This window comes from Glaciimonas sp. OK215, assembly GCF_057787885.1.
Map to the genome: position 1 here is coordinate 4,645,951 of NZ_CM173544.1, position 20,321 is coordinate 4,666,271.

Genomic DNA, 20,321 nt, shown 5'->3' on the forward strand with positions numbered 1-20,321 from the left:
ACTCTTGCCTTTGATGCGAACTTGAGCGCGCCAACGTTTGCCTACAGCCAAGTTGGATGCCATACGATCTTTTTTTTGCGGTCGGGGATTGTAGTAAAGCTGTAGCACAACCAACGTTAGAGCGCATGATTTAGCATGAAAAAGAATGATAAGGAGAGAAGCGAAAAACATCTGCAAGTCTTTGAATTAATTGAATTCAGCCATTAAAATCAAAGACTTGTTCCACGCCGTAAATCTCTCTCCCTCGCCATAGTTCAATGGATAGAACGAGTGCCTCCTAAGCGCTAGATACAGGTCCGATTCCTGTTGGCGGGACCACCCAGCTTTTTCAGGTGCTCCCAAAAATTGCCGCAAGCATGATTGAAGAGCTGACTTTTCACGATACGCGGCACGATGCGATCACGCTGCTAGCAAAAAAACTCAATGTACGTGAACTTGCCAGGATGGTCGACCAGCATGACCTCTGGATGCTGCATGCAGCACGTCAGTGAAAGCATGAGCATCGGCCCAACGGCGTTCCGCCGCTAGAGGAAGGATTGCCGCTCAAGGAATCAACGCTGCAACGCGATTTACGTCAAACCTGCCAACAGCTTGCGAATCTCGGTGACGGTGAATCCGCGCAGTGTCTGCGTGCGGACATTCCCCAAGCTGGCCGTTTTCAGATTCAAGGACATCATGGCATCTTCGGGGCCTTCCGAAACCAATACAAGGTCGTAAGCGCCTGTCGTCCAATGCGCACTTTTCACCGTGATGCCTTTACTTTCGGCCGACGCTTTGAATGCCTCGAAACGATCAGGTGAATCTTTGATGTTGCGAGCACCCTGGTCGGTGAAATTCACCAACGTGATATAGGCAGACATAGCTATTCTCCTTGCTGTGCAAGTTGCGTGAATAAACCGGCGGTCACTGGGGGTATTGCTGAGGCGTCGAGGAAGGCCGCCATGGCCTCAGCCTCAGAGCATGGATCCTGTATCAAAATAAATATAGGCCGCAAGGGGAAAATATCAAGGCCGCAACGCTGTGCTCGATGGCCCAATCCTTATTGTTCTGGCTGGTGAATCTGACCCCGGTCTGACTGCCCGGTACGGAACACGACATTAGACGGCCCCACCGGTCCGTACTTTCAGAAGATGTCGCACCAACTTCCCCTTTCGTTGATCAAAAACGGTAGAACGTGATGGTTTCTGCCCGGCCCTTGCAGGCCATCGGGATGTCAACTGCCATTTCTGATAGGTTGTATTTAGTTGCCTTTGATATACATTGGTTAGGCTATCTAATTTTGCAGATAGACGGTGGCAGCCAGTCAAAGGGCGACCGCTACAACTTTGCAGGGGGGGCGTTTTGAAAATGAGCCCTGTACATGTCTACATGGCTTATCGCGTCAGCAATACGTTCGGTTACGGTAGTGATAGGTAATGATATTCACATCTTGCTTTAGATATAAAACCAATTAATCTAATAGGGTGAAATAATGACAACCAAATTTACTGAAATCCAACAAAAAGCATTGAAGTCAATAACTTTGTCTACCAGCTCCACATGGGCATCGCTTGGCGGCGCATTCCGTGGGATCGCTGCGCCAAACTATTATGCGGGCAACCTGTTTGCGTTCACACGGAATACCGATAATTCGCTGGGAATGTGTACTGTGTCGCCTTCCGAATCAGGCTCGTGGACCAAGCTCGGCGGCCAGCTTCTCTCGAATCCGGCGTCAGCAGCATCGCCTAACGGCACGTTAGGCGTGATCGGACTGATGCAAGGCAACGTTGTCGAAGTTAATTACGTGGATCCGTTTGGCGGGGTCCAGACCGGATTCAGCAACTTCGCCGGCGGCACGCCATCGGGGGTTACTTGGACCGGTTCACCGGTATTGGCGGTGAACAGCAATAATCGGATTGAAGCGTTCATGTTCGATAACAAGGGCACTATGTGGCACTGCTACCAAACCAGTGTAGGATCCACGATCACGTGGAGCAACTGGTCGGTGCTCGGAAGTACGTTCTTGACCAGCGCTTCTTTCCAAGTCTATTTGAATAACAATACCGGGGCTTTGCAGGCAGTTGCAATTGGCACCGATAATCAAATATACCAGATGGTTCAATACGCCGGCGGCGGCCACGATGGCTGGAGCTCACCGACCCAGGTCGGCACTCTCCCGTCAGTTACGCCACAGTTCACGCTTGGCGCGGCAGCGGCTTACAACACCAGTACCGCCCTTTCAGTGTTCTCAGGCTTCAATAGTCAATCGGGCGTCTCGGCAAATCCGCTGATGTACTCCTCCGGACCCAACTCAAAAGGAACATGGACCAACCTTACGCTATCCGACAATCCAATTTCGACTTCTGCGCCTATCATGCTGAGCAACCAGGGCGTTCCGCAGTTGATTTACCAATCTTCTACCAATGTGGGTCAAGTGTTGCTCCTTTCGCAGAACACTGCGGCCACTAGTTTTTGGAAACCCCAGCAAGACGTGGGTTCGCAAAATGGCGATCTTAGCGGCCAACTGTCCGGCGTCGTCAATAATGGCAACGTGGCACTATTCCAGTGTGGGAAAAGCAGCGGCCAGCTTTACTATATCAACTACACCCCCAGCTAAATAGCAGCATCGCTACTCAGCTTTGACCTTAGCCGGCTCCATGCAGGAGCCGGCTATTTACATCAAGAATCCCAGGTCCAGCAAACTTCGGCGCTTTATCATTTTTCCGGCTTCAGCTTATTCTCATCGCCATTGGGATTGAAGGTAACGCGGCAACGTGCATGAAGAAAAAAGCAGCCGTCAATATCAGCTCATCCAGCAGCGCATTGTTTCGCAATTTAGGCGGGAGCTGCTACGGCACCGCCGCGGTAATCTATTGGGGAAACGCGCTGTTTGCATTCGTCCAAAATGCCGACCATAACTTGGGTTTATGTGCGATAGATTCAACGGGCGCAGCATCATGGAGCGCTATCCCCGGCGCGCTCAACTCCAGCCCCGCAGTAGCGGCATCGCCGAATGGCCGCATCGCTGTTATCGCTCTAATGGAAAACCGGCAGATTGCGATCAGCTATGTACAACCGTTCCAAGGCAGCCACACCTTGTTTGCGACCATCGGCGGAGAGCTCCCGTCTGGCATTATTTTCACTACATCCCTGATTCTGGCCGTCAATGCAGATCAACGTCTTTGGGCATTCGCAGCCGACAGCAACGGCAATCTGTGGCACACCTTTCAGCTCCAGCCAGGCGCCACTATCAATTGGAGCCACTGGTCGATCCTCGACGAAAAATTCACGACCATTGCTAGATTCAATGTTTTTTTGAACACCAATACGTGGTGTTTACAAGTCGTTGCATTGGGTCCGGATAATTTGATGTATCAAGCGATTCAATCTGCGGATGGCGACAGTTGGAGCGAGTTCCAAGTAATCGGCACAGACCATCCCCAGTTCGTCAACGGTCTATCTGCATGCATGTCGGCTAGCGGGAACCCATGCTATGCGGGTTACAACGCTGACATGCGCTGCCTTAACGCTTCTCTGCTATTTTGTTCTCCGCAAGACGCAGCATGGACCGCCTTAACCATCAGCCAGCAAGATCAACCGTTAGCGACAAACGTGCCGGTTTTGATCGACAATAACGGCACGCCACAAATACTATTTCAAAACATTCCCGGTCAGATTCTATTGATCTCACAAAGTCTTATGGGGGTCGGATTCTGGAAAGAAGCGCAAGCCATAGGCGTAGCAAATTCAAATTTCACCGGCAACCTGAGCGCCGTCGCCAACTTGGGCAAAGTTGCTATCTTCAGCCCAAGCATCGATGGGAGTCTGTATTTCATCAACTGGAATCCGGGCACGCCTCAATCAGGATTTACATACCAGCTTTCTCGTCTCATCCAAAAGGCGCCAACGCGCTTAAAACTGTTATTCCACCACAAAATGTAAAAGAGCGGCCAATACGATCGAAATTCAATTCAAGCAGTTGCCACTACAGGCGCTGATGCAAATAGCCGCCGCGCCGGTCCAGTCTGACCTCTCGCACTGGCCGACATTGACCAATTCTGCAGGTGGCGCACTAGCACATTTCTAAACAAGCACGATTCTCTAGGCTCGACGGCTCTCCCAAAGTGCTAATTCAATTTAATATTACGGTTGTCAGTCCAGTTGGATGAGTCAATCCAGAGCTGAAGAGAACGCTTGAGGAGACTAGTTAAAGGGCTCAAGCTGAGTCCGATTTTGTGAGAGGGCCCACTTCATGTCGAACCAGATGTCGCTGCCCGGTTTTAACTCTCCGCCAAAACCGACGGATCACCTCTTTTTTGCGGTCTTGCCCGAAATCCATGTTGCTATGCGCATTGAGCACTTAGCCGATGCGCTACGCCTCAAGCGTGCCATGCAAGGGGTGCCGTTGCCTGCCGGACAGCTGCACATTACGCTTCTTGGCTTGGGCGCTCATGTCGGGCTGCCGCAAGGTCTGCTTGCTGCTGCAACTTGGGCCGCTTCGCAAATTACACAAGAGGCGTTTACGGTTCGGTTCGACAATGTGCTGACCTTCCGTAGCAAATCCCAAGTGTCTGGAAGGTATCCCACTGTCCTTTGCTGTAGCCAGGCCGCAATTGGTTTGGAGGCCCTGCATCAAGGCCTGGTAGATACTTTGCGCCGTATCGGGTTCAAGAGCATGTCCACAAGTTTTACACCGCACATGACCTTGCTATATGACAGCCAAAAGATTCTCAAACATGCGATCGAGCCGGTCGAATGGGATGTGCGCGAGTTCATGCTGTTGCGCCGGCATATTGGCCAGCGGTGTCCTTATTCTGTCCTAGGCAAGTGGCCTTTGCGTGATGAGCATCATGCTGGCACCAACTTGACAGGCGCTGCAGTCAACTAGGAATCGTTGGTCCAATGCGGCCGGGCCTGCCAAGTGCTATGACAAGAATTCATCTATGTGGTTGGCCAGATGGTCGGCGATGTTGGCGAGTACAGAGGTAAGCTTCCATTCAGGTCCGTGTTGACGGCAGAGGCAATCTGACTGGGTAAATAGGACGCCAGCTGCATCCACGAAGATGTTCCGTCAAGCCTGGCAGGAAGCGCTGCCCATCGGCATAGGGGGCAGCCGTAAAGGCTGCGCCCACCGGGTCACCGGAGGCAGTCACCCGCCTCCGGTTCCCACAGAACGTAGCGTGCGGATTTCCCGCACTACGCTCTTCAGCAGTTGATTCACAGCACCGCGATAGCTTGCAACGCCCGATAGGGCAGATGCAGCTTTGGTCGCATTAACGGAAACCGCGCCTTGATCTGATGAAACGCATCCCATGTGATGCCGCCTGAGCGACTTCGGCTACTCAGCATTTTGCGCCAGTATCTCTCGACTCCCCTATGAACTTGCATCATCGCCCGGAAATTCCCGGCAATGCCATAGTAAGCATAGTGGCCGCGCAATACCCGATTGAGCTTGTCCGCCTGTTCCCGAATCGACAAATGCCTCACCTGTCGCATCAGGTCCTGCAGGGTCGCCAGACTACGTCGCAATCGCGATTTCTCCGTGCGCATCCCTACTTTGAATCTGCCCTTCAGGTTTCGCGTGCAGTACAGGGTGAAGCCCAGAAAGTAGATCGTCTCTGGCCGCTTCCTTCCATAACTACCCGCATCCCGTTGCGCAAAGCGGCCAAACGCGACGAGCTTGGTCTTCGTCGGTTCGAGAGCCAAGCCAAACTTCTCCAATCGTTTGCGCAAAGCGTCCTGAACCCGTCGTGCATCGGACTCGTATTGGAAACAGATCACAAAGTCGTCGATATAGCGCACCAAGTAAGCCTTGCCCTGCAAGTGCCGCTTCACCACGCGTTCAAACCACAGGTCAAGCACGTAATGCAGGTACACGTTACTCAGCAACACGCTGATCGAACCGCCTTGCGGGGTTCCCTCCTCACTTTGATGCACCTTTCCGTCTTCCAGTACGCCTGCCTTGAGCCATCGCCGGATCAGACTGATCATGCGCGGGTCTCCTACCCGATGCTCCACAAATCGAAGCAACCAATCGTGATTCAAGCTCCCGAAGAAGTTCTTCAAGTCCGCTTCCAGCACCCAACTCACTTTGCGACCAGCGACCACTTCATTTAGTGTCGCCAACGCTTGGTGGGCATTCCGCTCAGGTCGACCACCAAACGAACATTGCATAAAATCCTGTTCGTAGATGACGGATAAGACTTGGGCGACACTGCGCTGCAAGGCCCGGTCGGCCACAGTCGGCACACCCAATGGGCGCATTTCCTGTTTGCCGGGCTTCGGGATATACACACGCCGGATATCCGGCGCCTGATACCCTTGGCGGTGGACAGATTGAAGCATTGGCCCAATCCAGTCCTCAAAGCTCTCCTTCGCCTCCGGCACTTTCTGCCCATCCACACCTGCCGCCGAGCGACTTGGAATCTTCCACAGATTCGTCCACACCCGATCTTGCGTGATGTAATGGGCCAGCGAGGTAAATCGGAGGGCTGGTTCACACCGAGCTTTCGCTGCTATTCGTTCGAGTCCCGTTTCCATGGCGGGTGATTCTTCTCTTTGCATAAAAGACCTTACCTCCCTTTGTATGGAGTCCATGTTGCCCACGAACGATTCAACTACTGCTGGCCGCTTCCCCATGTGATCGGCTCTCCCGACCTCAGAGTACTATCAGCCAGTCTGACTTCCGTCAGGTCGTCAGGCCATTCTGCCTTCTCGGCCCGTCTGGCCTTACAAGCTGCGCTTGAACCTGACGGATCTCCCTTGTTCACATGAAATCCTTTGGTTGCATGCTGGCGGTACGAACCCCGGAAGCATCCCAGCACACTTGCCCTGACGTGTGCTGGAATACTGCCTTCCCCATTGACAGATAGAGTCGGCTACTTCGATCAGTGTGATTTCGGGGTTATCTTTCCATTCACTGATGTTCCGGCCTACAACCTCCCTGTCTACGCTTCGCAGTGGCCGTTACCGGACACCACGCAAGACTCGGTACACGGCTGCTGGCTAAGCTTTGCCGCGGCTGCCATTTCAGGCAACTGAATTTCATGCGCTTGCAAGGCGCAACTGCCACACCACCCGGCATGCGGGTCCGCACCGGGCGGTTCGAGAAGTTGAGGTCAAGACAGGCGAGGCACTCCCAGACGGTCATAGTACGCGATCGTCAGCACCGTCTTCAGAAGGCGGTCACTGTTACGCCACCAACAGCGGCTATTCGCCGCGACGGCTCGTGCTGCCTCGGCGCTTGCGCCTAACGCTTGCAGTTCCCGATGCATGGTTGTCCCGCGTTTCCAGTGCTTGAGCTGGATAGCCCGCAGCCTGTGACGCAGCCATTCATCGAGTGTCCGCCAGACCCCGGGCGTTTGCGCCAGCCGGAAATACCCCTTCCAACCCAGCAGATAAAAACGCAATCTTTCCACCACTTCCGACATGCTGCGCCCACCGGATCGTCGGGTCAGTTCCCGGATGCGTTGCTTGAACGTGGTCAGCGGTTTGGCCGCTAGCTTCCGTTTGATTTCACCCCCTCGCGCTACCCACAGGCTGTAACCCAGAAACTTGCGGCCAAAGACGCTGGCCACCGCGCTTTTGCTTTCGTTGACCTTCAGGTGCAACTTCGCATAGCAACGGCGTAGCGCGCAAAGCAATGACCGCGTCGTTCCAGCTCCTTGTCCACTTCATCAAGCAGGACGTTCGTCAGCGGCGGCGACAGTACGCCGCGTACGATCTTGCATACTTTTCTCTCCAACGTCTGAATTGGCCGAATTCTCGTCGGCATTGAGCCCCGGATCTGGATCAACCCGAAACACGACGAGTATCTCCTCTTTGTGAATTTCGACGCGCTTGACCAAGCCGAGAATGACCTCGCGTTTCATTACGAAATCGATTGTGTCCAACCGGTCATGCACGGCAGATGCAAACTCTTCGAGACGATTAATCACAAGGAACAACTCGCTTTGACCAGCATTGTTGCGCCGTGATTCTTGAATCTGATGATCGATCTGTTCCAGCCGTACCTTCAATTGCCGCATCTTCGGATCGAAGTCCGCTTTGTCGATCATACCCTCGGCATAGCTGTCGATGAGTCGCGACTTGCCCTTTTCGAGTTGAAGCCTTTGCCGTTCCAGAGATGCTGTATCAGAACTTGTTTTTTCTTTTTTCTCAAGAACACTCAGCCGACGTTCATATTCACTCTTTAGTCGTCCTGGGTGAGCCAGTAGTTCAATAACCTGCTGCCACACAAGGTTATCGAGCCGGTCCGTTCTTATTTGCTGATTGTCGCAAACACGTTCGCCGCCAAAGCGGTAGGCGTCGGTTCCAATACAACGATAATAAGCATAGTGCCGCTGGTGGCCTTTGGCTGCCGCTTTGCTGATCTTTTTGCCGTAATAGGCGTAGCGACAATGGCCGCATACGACCAATCCCTGAAGCAGATAGACCGCGCCATGGCACCGCTGACGCGCCGTTTTCCGATTCTCGGCGAGCTGTTCCTGAACAGACTGAAACAACGCCTCGCTGATGATCGCCGGCACGGGGATTTCGATCCAGTGACTCGGGTCTGTACGGACGGTTGAGTACCCATTTTTTGGCACATCGGCGCTGTGGCGTTGCGCACGGACGCGGGACAAGCAATCGCGAGACTGCGTTTTGCCGAAAGCAGCTCGCCCCATATAGGCGGGATTCCGCAATATCCCCCCACACGACGCTACGATCCCAGTACGGCTTGCCTGTAGCCGTTGCGATGCCCGTTGCTGCAAGGCGACGGGCCACCTCTCCTATGCTCAGCCGTTCCATCCCAATCCATTGGAATATGGTTCTCACCGTCGCTGCTTGTGGCAATTCGATGACGTACTGTGCCTGTGCTCCATCGAATTGTTTGCGAATGTAGCGGTAACCATAGGGTGCCGTCGACAGCACATTGATACTGCCGCGTTTGGCCCCATGAAGCTTGCCCCGGCGATTACGCTCCATAATCTTGGCGCGTTCGTATTCGGAGATCATGCCTTGCATCTGCAGCAATAACGATTCCTCCGGCGTCACGCCAATGGCATGATTGAGAAACACCACCTGCACGCCACACGCCGACAGTTCTTCCATCAGCAAAGCCTGGTGCGCATATTTCCGCGACAGTCGGTCAGGAGACTGGACGTAGAGACGGTCCACCAGGCCGAGCGCAGCACTGTCTCTCAACCGTTCCAATTGCGGTCGAATCAGCGTTGCGCCGCTGACTCCGGCATCGATAAAGCGCATGTCCTCGACGATCTGCTCGCCATCGACCGCGATTCGTTCCACCAACTTTCAATCGTGCCGCGTTTGGCTTGCTGTTCGGACGACACCCGGGCATAGAACGCCACCATCATTGCATGGCTCATCGCTCACCTCGCTTGGTAGTACGACGCTTTGTCACAGCCGGTTGAAGTGGAGATGATTCTGAGGTGGTGCGCGTCTGGGTCGGCTTTAAATGCTCGTAGACCCTTTCGAGATGTTCGCAGGAGAATCGATTCGGCTCGAAAGCCAGGCGAACGCGCCAATTGCGCGGTTGTCGGGTCATGACTGAGCCTTCCCGTTGGTGGGGTCAATGACCTCAATGACGAGGATAATCTCGACATCCGGGCATCCCGCAAACCTTGGGGCCAAGCTCTCCCGGGCAATGCGCAGTCCCCATCTTACCCGAGAGTTTGCTCTATTGTTGTGGGCGTAAGCGGACCGCCTTTCGGCGTGCCCTCGTGCCGCGACTGAGCGATTCCATGATCCATGATGCTGCCGACCCGGTTGAAAGCCGTAGCTGTGCTCACGGGAGGACTTGCACCTCCGGGAGTGCGCCCATGCTGGGCGCCCCAAAGGTAAGCCCCCGGCGATCCCATCTTGACGACAAAGCCGTTAAGGCTAGATCGGGACCGCCGGCTTCCAACGGTGCGGCAGCAATTCGCCGATGTCGCTCGCTCGTTGCGTCGGCAGCCGCGTGATGACATCCTTGAGATAGGCATACGGATCGTGACCGTTGAGCTGCGCTGACCGGATCAGACTCATGATGGCCGCCGCGCGCTGGCCCGCCCGCAATGAGCCCGCGAACAACCAGTTCGAACGACCAATGGCCCACGGCCGGATTTGATTCTCGACCCAATTATTGTCAATGGGAACAGATCCGTCATCCAGGTAACGCGTGAGCGCCGCCCATCGCTTAAGGCTGTAATCGAGTGCCTTCATGATGGCAGAACCTTCCGGCACCCGTTCGCGCTGGCCAATCATCCATCTGTGCAACGCGTCGGCCACCGGTTTGGCGCGTTCCTGGCGAACCGCGCGCCGGTCGTACGGGTTGATGTCGGCAATGTCACGCTCGATGTCGTACAGCGTGCCGAAGAACTTCAAGGCTTGCTCGGCAATCTGGCTCTTGTTGGTGGCGTGCAGGTCGAAGAACTTCCGGCGCGCGTGGGCGGCGCAACCGATTTCGGTAATACCCTGCTGGAATCCGGCTTTATAGCCACCGTAATCGTCGCAAACCAGCTTGCCCTGCCACTCACCGAGGAAGTTGCGGGCATGCTCGCCGGCGCGACTTTCTGCAAAGTCATACACAACGGCACGTAAATCGGTGAATTGCGTTGCGGTATAGGCCCACAGGTAGGCACGATGGGTCTTGCCCTTGCCCGGACTGAGCATTTGCACCGGCGTCTCGTCGGCATGCAAGACCGCTTGCTGCAAGAGTTCTTCACGCAGCGTTTCGACGATGGGCTGCAAGCGCACGCCGCATACGCCAACCCATGCGCCAAGTGTCGATTGGGGAATGGCGAATCCGGCCCTGGCAAAGATCCGCTCGAGCCGGTACAGAGGCAAGTGGTCGGCGTACTTTGACACCAGAATCCATGCAAGCAGCGCTGCGGTGGGAATGCCCTTGTCGATCACATGCGCGGGAACGGGTGCCTGAATCAGTGTTTCACAGGGCTTGCAGACCCACTTGCCACGAATATGGCGTTCGACCGTGAACACGCCTGGCGTGTAGTCGAGCTTCTCGCTGATGTCTTCGCCGATGCGAACCCGTTGGCAGCCGCACGCGCAGGTGAGGTCATCGGGTTCATGGTGAATGTCGGTGCGGGGCAGGTGCGCCGGCAAGGGTGCGCGTTTCGGCTGCTCGCGTGGCTTGCGCTCGGATGCCGGCGATTGCAGCGCGTCGAGTTCGATTTCCAGCGCGGTCAGATCCGCGTCGACGCTTTCCTCGAGCAGGCTGGCCTGTCCGACACTGAGTTGCTCACTACGCTTGCCATAGCGAAAGCGCTTGAGCATGGCAAGTTCCTGCGTGAGCAAGTCGATGCGCGTTTGACGGTAAAGCAATTCAGAATCGCGCCGGCCGACCGTGACGATCAGCTCGGCAGCCAGTAGGCGAAGCTGTTCCGGGCTGAGGGTGTCGAGGTCTGCGATGGAGGTCATGCACCCAAGTTTGCCAGAACCGGGCGCACCAGGGAATCGAAACAGTTTACGTCTTTGTGCAGAAAGTGCTACACCACCGCAATTTCATGGTCGTCAGCCAGCGTCTTCCACGGCAGCCCGATGACGAGCGCATGAAGCTGCTCGGCGTTGAGCGGCACGGCGATGGCCGTCTGCCCATTGGTCCAGACGAACCGCCCCTTGTTCAATCGACGCGCGGCGAGCCAGATGCCGAAGCCGTCATAGACGAGTACCTTCATGCGCGTCGAACTGCGGTTGGCAAACAAATAGGCATGGTGCGGCCGGGCCGCACCGAACACCTTGACCACCCGCGCCAGCACCGTATCGGTGCCGGCCCGCATGTCCAGCGGCTCGGTTGCCAGCCAGATGGTGTCGATGCGGATCACCGCAACCAGCCTTGTAGCCAGGTTGCGCAGTCGGCAGCCGCCGAAGTCGGCCAGCGGACCGTGACCGTCGCAGCGCCACGCCGGACTTCGATCACGATCTCCTGCATGGCTGCGGCGGACGGCGCCGGGGGCAGTTGCAGTGGTACGAATTCGGGAACCGCAGCCGTCATCGCTTGTCGCGCCTGGGCGATACCATCTCGTTGCGCCTGCGCAGCGACCCAACGTCGCAAGAGATTGGCATTCAATCGATAGCGCAGTGCGACTGCTGCGACTGAAATACCTGGTTGACTGCAGGCTTTGACGACCTCCGCCTTGAACTCTGGGCTATGTTGCCGGCGCCTGGCCGGTGAAACATCGATATGCTCTTCCATGGCGTACACGTGTCCACTTAAATTGTTGGTGGACACGATCCTCGCAGAAGCTAGCACGTCACTTCAAGATGGGATCGCCGGGGGCTTACCCCCAAAGCAAAAACCCTCCCCGATTTCTCGGGGAGGGTTTTCTAATAAGAGCCTGACGATGACCTACTTTCACACTGGTTGCAGCACTATCATCGGCGCAAAGTCGTTTCACGGTCCTGTTCGGGATGGGAAGGGGTGGTACCAACTCGCTATGGTCATCAGGCATAAACTGTAGTGTTGTTTGTTCCCGATAGGGCAACAAGCAACGCAATCCGGAAGAAGTAAAGTATGTTTTTTGTACTGCAGAGACCTGATTGATCAGGTGCCTGCAGCACTGGGTATGATTGCACATTTCTGGCAAACAAATAAGCTCACCATATAACCTGCTAAGGTTATAGGGACAAGCCTCACGGGCAATTAGTACTGGTTAGCTTAACGTATTACTACGCTTCCACACCCAGCCTATCAACGTCCTGGTCTCGAACGACCCTTTAGGGGAATCTAGTTCCCGGGAAATATCATCTCAAGGCAAGTTTCCCGCTTAGATGCTTTCAGCGGTTATCTCTTCCGAACTTAGCTACCCGGCAATGCCACTGGCGTGACAACCGGTACACCAGAGGTTCGTCCACTCCGGTCCTCTCGTACTAGGAGCAGCCCCCTTCAAATTTCCAACGCCCACGGCAGATAGGGACCAAACTGTCTCACGACGTTTTAAACCCAGCTCACGTACCACTTTAAATGGCGAACAGCCATACCCTTGGGACCGGCTACAGCCCCAGGATGTGATGAGCCGACATCGAGGTGCCAAACTCCCCCGTCGATATGAACTCTTGGGAGGAATCAGCCTGTTATCCCCAGAGTACCTTTTATCCGTTGAGCGATGGCCCTTCCATACAGAACCACCGGATCACTATGTCCTACTTTCGTACCTGCTCGACTTGTCAGTCTCGCAGTTAAGCACGCTTATGCCATTGCACTATTAGCACGATGTCCGACCGTACCTAGCGTACCTTCGAACTCCTCCGTTACACTTTGGGAGGAGACCGCCCCAGTCAAACTGCCTACCATGCACTGTCCCCGATCCGGATAACGGACCAAGGTTAGAATCTCAAACAAACCAGGGTGGTATTTCAAGGTTGGCTCCACGCAAACTAGCGTTCACGCTTCAAAGCCTCCCACCTATCCTACACAGATTGGTTCAAAATTCAATGCAAAGCTACAGTAAAGGTTCATGGGGTCTTTCCGTCTAGCCGCGGGTAGATTGCATCATCACAAACATTTCAACTTCGCTGAGTCTCGGGAGGAGACAGTGTGGCCATCGTTACTCCATTCGTGCAGGTCGGAACTTACCCGACAAGGAATTTCGCTACCTTAGGACCGTTATAGTTACGGCCGCCGTTTACTGGGACTTCAATCAAGAGCTTGCACCCCATCATTTAATCTTCCAGCACCGGGCAGGAGTCACACCATATACGTCCACTTTCGTGTTTGCATAGTGCTGTGTTTTTATTAAACAGTCGCAGCCACCTTTTTATTGCAGCCCTTTCACCCTCATGGCGCAAGCCAGTCAAGCTACCGGGGCGTACCTTATCCCGAAGTTACGGTACAAATTTGCCGAGTTCCTTCTCCCGAGTTCTCTCAAGCGCCTTAGAATACTCATCTCGCCCACCTGTGTCGGTTTGCGGTACGGTCTCGTGTGACTGAAGCTTAGAGGCTTTTCTTGGAACCACTTCCGATTGCTTCGTGAACAAGTTCACTCGTCTCAACCCCTTGAATTACGCTGCCGGATTTGCCTAACAGCCTTCTCTGAGCCAAAAACCGACTATTCCAACAGTCGGACAACCTTCCGCGATCCGTCCCCCCATCGCATCACACGACGGTGCAGGAATATTAACCTGCTTCCCATCAGCTACGCATCTCTGCCTCGCCTTAGGGGCCGACTCACCCTGCTCCGATGAACGTTGAACAGGAAACCTTGGGCTTACGGCGTGGAGGCTTTTCACCCCCATTATCGCTACTCATGTCAGCATTCGCACTTCTGATACCTCCAGCATCCTTTACAAGACACCTTCGCAGGCTTACAGAACGCTCTCCTACCATATCAATAAATTGATATCCGCAGCTTCGGTGACTGGCTTAGCCCCGTTACATCTTCCGCGCAGGACGACTCGATCAGTGAGCTATTACGCTTTCTTTAAAGGATGGCTGCTTCTAAGCCAACCTCCTGACTGTTTTAGCCTTCCCACTTCGTTTGCCACTTAGCCAATCTTTGGGACCTTAGCTGGCGGTCTGGGTTGTTTCCCTCTTGACGTCGGACGTTAGCACCCGGCGTCTGTCTCCCAAGCTCGCACTCATCGGTATTCGGAGTTTGCAATGGGTTGGTAAGTCGCAATGACCCCCTAGCCATAACAGTGCTCTACCCCCGATGGTGATACTTGAGGCACTACCTAAATAGTTTTCGGAGAGAACCAGCTATTTCCAAGTTTGTTTAGCCTTTCACCCCTACCCACAGCTCATCCCCTAATTTTTCAACATTAGTGGGTTCGGACCTCCAGTGCGTGTTACCGCACCTTCATCCTGGCCATGAGTAGATCACTTGGTTTCGGGTCTACACCCAGCGACTGAACGCCCTATTCGGACTCGATTTCTCTACGCCTTCCCTATACGGTTAAGCTTGCCACTGAATGTAAGTCGCTGACCCATTATACAAAAGGTACGCAGTCACGGAACAAGTCCGCTCCTACTGTTTGTATGCACACGGTTTCAGGATCTATTTCACTCCCCTTCCGGGGTTCTTTTCGCCTTTCCCTCACGGTACTGGTTCACTATCGGTCGATTACGAGTATTTAGCCTTGGAGGATGGTCCCCCCATGTTCAGACAGGATTACACGTGTCCCGCCCTACTTGTCGCAAACTTAGTTCCACACCACCGATTTCATGTAAGGGGCTATCACCCTCTATGGCCACCATTTCCAGGGTGTTCCATTATCGCTGATGCTAAATCTTGCAGGCTGTTCCCATTTCGCTCGCCACTACTTTGGGAATCTCGGTTGATTTCTTTTCCTGTAGCTACTTAGATGTTTCAGTTCGCCACGTTCGCCTTGCATACCTATGTATTCAGTATGCAATACCCTAAAAGGGTGGGTTTCCCCATTCGGAAATCTGCGGATCAATGCGTGTTTGCTCGCTCCCCGCAGCTTATCGCAAGCTACTACGTCCTTCATCGCCTGTAATCGCCAAGGCATCCACCATGTGCACTTATTCACTTGTCCCTATAACGTTAGCTTCTGCCTGCGTTCACAGACAAAAAGCGGTTATAGAGGTATTTCTATGAGTTTAGCGTTTGCCGTATCCAAAGTGTTTTCGCATTGCATGCTTAGCGCATGCTCTTTTGAGAACTCTTTACATACTTTTTGATTTGATACAATCATACCCATCCACAATGCTGTCGCATCATGGACGAATCTTTACTTCTTCTAGATTGTTAAAGAACAAAACAGCCAATGATCTTCAAAAGATCAAACCTAAATCCGAACCACACCTTATTCGCATAAGGTGATAATCGACTTAGGTTTGATATTTCTTCCACTGCCATCCCATCGTTGTGATGAGTAGCAAAGAATGGTGGAGGCTAACGGGATCGAACCGATGACCCCCTGCTTGCAAAGCAGGTGCTCTCCCAGCTGAGCTAAGCCCCCGAAACTTGTGGTGGGTCTGGTTGGGCTCGAACCAACGACCCCCGCGTTATCAACACGGTGCTCTAACCAACTGAGCTACAGACCCGTTTGGATCAGTAATCAGCAGGCAGTCCGTCAGCATCTTCCGCTCACAAACAGCGCACCTAATAACTGTTCTTCTTTATTAACACACCGATAAGTGTGGACGCTTAATGTCCGTACAAACTCTAGAAAGGAGGTGATCCAGCCGCACCTTCCGATACGGCTACCTTGTTACGACTTCACCCCAGTCACGAATCCCACCGTGGTAAGCGCCCTCCTTGCGGTTAGGCTACCTACTTCTGGTGAAACCCGCTCCCATGGTGTGACGGGCGGTGTGTACAAGACCCGGGAACGTATTCACCGCGACATGCTGATCCGCGATTACTAGCGATTCCAACTTCATGTAGTCGAGTTGCAGACTACAATCCGGACTACGATACACTTTCTGGGATTAGCTCCCCCTCGCGGGTTGGCGGCCCTCTGTATGTACCATTGTATGACGTGTGAAGCCCTACCCATAAGGGCCATGAGGACTTGACGTCATCCCCACCTTCCTCCGGTTTGTCACCGGCAGTCTCATTAGAGTGCCCTTTCGTAGCAACTAATGACAAGGGTTGCGCTCGTTGCGGGACTTAACCCAACATCTCACGACACGAGCTGACGACAGCCATGCAGCACCTGTGTACTGGTTCTCTTTCGAGCACTCCCTCATCTCTGAAGGATTCCAGCCATGTCAAGGGTAGGTAAGGTTTTTCGCGTTGCATCGAATTAATCCACATCATCCACCGCTTGTGCGGGTCCCCGTCAATTCCTTTGAGTTTTAATCTTGCGACCGTACTCCCCAGGCGGTCTACTTCACGCGTTAGCTGCGTTACCAAGTCAATTAAGACCCGACAACTAGTAGACATCGTTTAGGGCGTGGACTACCAGGGTATCTAATCCTGTTTGCTCCCCACGCTTTCGTGCATGAGCGTCAGTGTTATCCCAGGGGGCTGCCTTCGCCATCGGTATTCCTCCACATCTCTACGCATTTCACTGCTACACGTGGAATTCTACCCCCCTCTGACACACTCTAGCCGTGCAGTCACAAATGCCATTCCCAGGTTAAGCCCGGGGATTTCACACCTGTCTTACACAACCGCCTGCGCACGCTTTACGCCCAGTAATTCCGATTAACGCTTGCACCCTACGTATTACCGCGGCTGCTGGCACGTAGTTAGCCGGTGCTTATTCTTCAGGTACCGTCATTAGCCCCAGGTATTAACCAGAACCGTTTCTTCCCTGACAAAAGAGCTTTACAACCCGAAGGCCTTCTTCACTCACGCGGCATTGCTGGATCAGGCTTGCGCCCATTGTCCAAAATTCCCCACTGCTGCCTCCCGTAGGAGTCTGGGCCGTGTCTCAGTCCCAGTGTGGCTGGTCGTCCTCTCAGACCAGCTACTGATCGATGCCTTGGTGAGCCTTTACCTCACCAACTAGCTAATCAGATATCGGCCGCTCTATGAGCATGAGGTTCTTGCGAATCCCCCACTTTCATCCGTAGATCGTATGCGGTATTAGCTAATCTTTCGACTAGTTATCCCCCACTCAAAGGCACGTTCCGATATATTACTCACCCGTTCGCCACTCGTCAGCGGAGCAAGCTCCCTGTTACCGTTCGACTTGCATGTGTAAGGCATGCCGCCAGCGTTCAATCTGAGCCAGGATCAAACTCTTCAGTTTAATCTCTGTTTTGTGGCATTGCTGCCTAGCATCGCTGCTATCGCTCACTCAAAATACTGACAGGCGCTCCCCAAGTTTGACCTTGCGAAGCATCCTATTTTCTTCTTTTGTGAACATTTAATGTTTTAAGTTTTACGCAAACCGCCGAAGCAATTCACGCTGCACTTCCATTAAACGCCCACACTTATCGGCTGTTAATTGTTAAAGAACTTCCCCTGCTTTGCGTCACACCGTAGTGTTCGCAGCACCGACAAATCGTTTTGTTTGCCGGCAGCAGAGAGATGAGATTATGTGGTGTTGCGTGCTTTTCGTCAACTGCTTTTTAAATCATTTTTACAAACAACTTAAATGCTTTTAACGCTTCCACACCCTGCAAACACCCACACTGCAACCTCGTTTCCATCTCCAACTTCGCCCCAAATCAGCCTGCGCTGCTTCCGGTATTGCGCGTCGTTTTCAACAGAGGCCGAACTATAGCAAGGCGCTCCGCCACTGGCAAGCGGTTTTTAAAAGTATTTTAAAAATCTAACAGCCTTCCTTTTCCCGGCATAGCATTGCTCCATCGAGCGGCTATCCCATGCCGACAGGATAGCCATATGGCAACTTTCATGTTATAAATGCCAACTTACTTATCTAAAACACATAATTTATGACTACGCTTTACGAAATTCTTGGTCTTGGTCAAAGGGCCACATCTGAACAAGTGAAGCAGGCATACATTCTGCAATCCGAGAAGTTAAAAAAAGAAGACCCAACTCCGGAGCAGAACAAAGCCCAGTTGATGGCAGTCAAGGAAGCACACTCGGTGCTTTCTTCGTCAGTTCGTCGCCAAGCATATGACGATAAATTAAATAAAGCTAACCAAGTAACTTACGAGATTGCGGAGACGAATCCATTGCCATGGTTGCAAATACTACTGATAACTGCAGCCTTGCTCGCTGGTGGCATTTACTATTACAAGATTCAAGAGAACAAGGCGCGTGTCGAACAATTGACTCTAGAGGCAGCAAAAGCAAAAGCAGATGCAGAAAAAGCCCAGCTACAAGCTGATGCTGAACAGGCTGGCCTTTTAAAGGCAAAGCTTTTTGAGCAGCAACGAGCGGTCGAAACTCAACAGAGAGAAACTGAGCAGGCCCGGCGTGAAGGCCAACAAATTCATTCGATGCTTGAACAACAGGCTGAACGTGCTGCCCGCGACCGGTACCAAGCGGAACGACAAGCAAAATATGAGCAAGTCCGGGAAGAACAGGCTGCCAGATTCAGGGTCCAGAATCAGAATGCCGCAATGCAAAGAGCGCTTAATATGCCTATCCGTCGTGGTAGCTAGCAAATTTGTCACGGTTCTTGGTCCGATCAATACGCTTACCTCTCTGCCAACATGGGCTAGAAAGGGCAGGAATATCAATATCCCACCGTCAAGCGGAAAGCGCGCCTTCATAGCGCGCTTGTTAGCAAGTTCCTACAAGTAGTCGCGGGTCAAGTGGATGTTATCCGTGGTCAGCGCATATTGCCGGTGTGGCCCAGCGAATAGCGGCCCGGTTGCGGCCAGACGGTGAGGCCGTGCGGTTCCATGCCGGCCGGGATCGATTTAACGGAACCGGTCGCCGTATTGATCGCATAGACGACATCGTCGAACCGGCCGGACAGCCACAACGTCTTGCCATCCGCGCTGACATTGCCCATGTCCGGACTGCCGCCGCCGGGAATCGGCCAATTCGTCACGACTTGGCGCGTGGCAAAGTCGATCACCGACACGCTGCCCTTGCCATGACGCCGCCCGTGAACCAGATTGGAGCCGCGATTCGCGACGTACAACTTAGTACCGTCGCGGCTCGGATACAGTCCATGCGTCCCCACTCCTGTCGCGATGAAGCCGGTCTTCGTGAGACTGTTGCCGTCGACGACGAAAACACCATCAGCCATCATGTCGGCGACATAGAACACTTTGCCATCCGGTGCGATCCGGATGTCCTGCGGCATGCCTTTCTTAGCGAGCTGCAGGTAACCGGCGACCTTGCGGTTCACGAGGTCGATCTTCGCGATGCTGCCGTCAAATTCGCAGGTGAAGAGAGCGTACTTACCGTCAATCGAAAAATCGGCGTGATTGATGCCCCTGCACTGCGGTACCGAAAGACTCGACTTCAGCGCCATCGTATGCGGATCGCGAAAGTCCAGTCGTGCGTGCGTTTCCGCCACCACGATTGCTTCCTTGCCGTCCGGCGTGAAGTACATGTTATAGGGGTCATCAACCATGACCTCCTTTCCAGACTTCCCGGTCTTCGGATCGATCGGAGTCAGGCTGCCGTCGGATCGGCCTTCGGCGTTGTTGGCCACCCACAGAGTCTGTAGATCCCATGAAGGGACGACGTGTTGCGGGCTATAGCCGACGTGAAACTTGTCGACCACCTTGAATGTAGCCGGATCGATCACATAGACGTCATTTGAGCGGAGATTTGGTACATAGATCCGTGGCAATGCATTCGCCGCCGCAGAGCTGAGGTGCCCGGCACCCGCTTCGCTGTACAGATTGCTGGCGTTCACTACGGGCGGCATGCCGGCCACCGTAGCAATAGCGGGCGCTGCGGATGCGTTGCAGGTGATACATAAAACAGCCAAGGCACTACCGACAGACGATGCGATGCGCGACAGCTGGCGAGTACAAAAATACATGATGAATT

The 20,321-nt window shown here is 53.6% G+C and carries 12 protein-coding genes, 3 tRNA genes, 3 rRNA genes and 2 pseudogenes; 6 read left to right on the top strand and 14 right to left on the bottom strand.

The annotated features are described in order from the left end of the window. Positions 1–243 precede the first annotated feature (243 nt). Together AC3CHX_RS21500 and AC3CHX_RS21505 are read left to right on the top strand one after the other, a co-directional pair. Positions 244–318: transfer RNA gene (locus AC3CHX_RS21500), tRNA-Arg, on the top strand. A 38-nt stretch (positions 319–356) separates the two neighbouring features. Further along, the gene (locus AC3CHX_RS21505) at positions 357–491 is read left to right on the top strand and encodes a hypothetical protein (protein ID WP_488630029.1); all 135 of its coding nucleotides are present in this window, start codon (positions 357–359) and stop codon (positions 489–491) included. Positions 492–569: 78 nt separating this feature from the next. Here the strand turns inward: AC3CHX_RS21505 and AC3CHX_RS21510 are convergent, their stop codons facing one another. Beyond that, the gene (locus AC3CHX_RS21510; RefSeq protein ID WP_488630030.1) at positions 570–860 is read right to left on the bottom strand and encodes a GYD domain-containing protein; all 291 of its coding nucleotides are present in this window, start codon (positions 858–860) and stop codon (positions 570–572) included. 611 nt (positions 861–1,471) lie between these two features. Here AC3CHX_RS21510 and AC3CHX_RS21515 point away from each other — a divergent pair. The 3 genes from AC3CHX_RS21515 to AC3CHX_RS21525 all read left to right on the top strand — a co-directional run bounded on the left by AC3CHX_RS21515 (position 1,472) and on the right by AC3CHX_RS21525 (position 4,867). Then, on the top strand, positions 1,472–2,596 hold the full coding sequence (locus AC3CHX_RS21515) for a DUF8189 domain-containing protein (RefSeq protein ID WP_488630031.1): 1,125 nt from the start codon (positions 1,472–1,474) through the stop codon (positions 2,594–2,596). Between the two features lie 161 nt (positions 2,597–2,757). Continuing rightward, on the top strand, positions 2,758–3,921 hold the full coding sequence (locus AC3CHX_RS21520; RefSeq protein WP_488630032.1) for a DUF8189 domain-containing protein: 1,164 nt from the start codon (positions 2,758–2,760) through the stop codon (positions 3,919–3,921). Between the two features lie 310 nt (positions 3,922–4,231). Next, positions 4,232–4,867, top strand: coding sequence for a 2'-5' RNA ligase family protein (locus AC3CHX_RS21525; protein WP_488630033.1), 636 nt, complete (start codon positions 4,232–4,234; stop codon positions 4,865–4,867). 329 nt (positions 4,868–5,196) lie between these two features. On the opposite strand, the gene ltrA is transcribed toward AC3CHX_RS21525, so the two are convergent. From ltrA to AC3CHX_RS21585, 12 genes and pseudogenes are all read right to left on the bottom strand, one after another. Beyond that, on the bottom strand, positions 5,197–6,543 hold the full coding sequence (ltrA, locus tag AC3CHX_RS21530) for a group II intron reverse transcriptase/maturase (protein WP_488630034.1): 1,347 nt from the start codon (positions 6,541–6,543) through the stop codon (positions 5,197–5,199). A 554-nt stretch (positions 6,544–7,097) separates the two neighbouring features. Then, positions 7,098–7,693: pseudogene (locus AC3CHX_RS21535) on the bottom strand (group II intron maturase-specific domain-containing protein); the annotation flags it as partial. Next, on the bottom strand, positions 7,656–8,645 hold the full coding sequence (locus AC3CHX_RS21540) for a recombinase zinc ribbon domain-containing protein (RefSeq protein WP_488644897.1): 990 nt from the start codon (positions 8,643–8,645) through the stop codon (positions 7,656–7,658). The gene AC3CHX_RS21540 and the pseudogene AC3CHX_RS21535, both read right to left, overlap by 38 nt. Positions 8,646–8,694: 49 nt before the next feature. Continuing rightward, positions 8,695–9,225, bottom strand: a pseudogene (locus tag AC3CHX_RS21545) (recombinase family protein); the annotation flags it as partial. A 636-nt stretch (positions 9,226–9,861) separates the two neighbouring features. Further along, entirely contained in the window at positions 9,862–11,397 is a 1,536-nt protein-coding gene (gene tnpC, locus AC3CHX_RS21550; protein WP_488629138.1) for an IS66 family transposase, read from the bottom strand. Positions 11,398–11,465: 68 nt separating this feature from the next. After that, on the bottom strand, positions 11,466–11,801 hold the full coding sequence (tnpB, locus tag AC3CHX_RS21555; protein ID WP_488629139.1) for an IS66 family insertion sequence element accessory protein TnpB: 336 nt from the start codon (positions 11,799–11,801) through the stop codon (positions 11,466–11,468). After that, positions 11,798–12,208 (bottom strand): IS66-like element accessory protein TnpA, encoded by a 411-nt coding sequence (gene tnpA, locus AC3CHX_RS21560; protein ID WP_488629140.1) that lies wholly within the window; start codon positions 12,206–12,208, stop codon positions 11,798–11,800. The genes tnpB and tnpA overlap by 4 nt, the downstream gene beginning before the upstream one ends. Before the next feature lie 104 nt (positions 12,209–12,312). Beyond that, a 5S ribosomal RNA gene (gene rrf / locus AC3CHX_RS21565) occupies positions 12,313–12,425 on the bottom strand. A gap of 173 nt (positions 12,426–12,598) precedes the next feature. After that, positions 12,599–15,474: ribosomal RNA gene (locus AC3CHX_RS21570) — 23S ribosomal RNA — on the bottom strand. Positions 15,475–15,824: 350 nt separating this feature from the next. Continuing rightward, positions 15,825–15,900: transfer RNA gene (locus AC3CHX_RS21575), tRNA-Ala, on the bottom strand. Positions 15,901–15,908: 8 nt separating this feature from the next. Then, positions 15,909–15,985: transfer RNA gene (locus tag AC3CHX_RS21580), tRNA-Ile, on the bottom strand. Positions 15,986–16,110: 125 nt separating this feature from the next. Next, positions 16,111–17,643 (bottom strand): 16S ribosomal RNA (locus AC3CHX_RS21585). Together the 16S, 23S and 5S rRNA genes with 2 tRNA genes alongside form the textbook arrangement of a ribosomal RNA operon. Positions 17,644–18,292: 649 nt before the next feature. Here AC3CHX_RS21585 and AC3CHX_RS21590 point away from each other — a divergent pair. Then, positions 18,293–18,970: a DnaJ domain-containing protein gene (locus tag AC3CHX_RS21590; RefSeq protein ID WP_488630035.1), complete on the top strand. Its 678-nt coding sequence runs from the start codon at positions 18,293–18,295 to the stop codon at positions 18,968–18,970. Between the two features lie 170 nt (positions 18,971–19,140). Here the strand turns inward: AC3CHX_RS21590 and AC3CHX_RS21595 are convergent, their stop codons facing one another. Then, a complete protein-coding gene (locus AC3CHX_RS21595; protein WP_488630036.1) occupies positions 19,141–20,313 on the bottom strand; it encodes a YncE family protein in 1,173 nt (390 codons plus the stop codon). Positions 20,314–20,321: the final 8 nt, after the last annotated feature.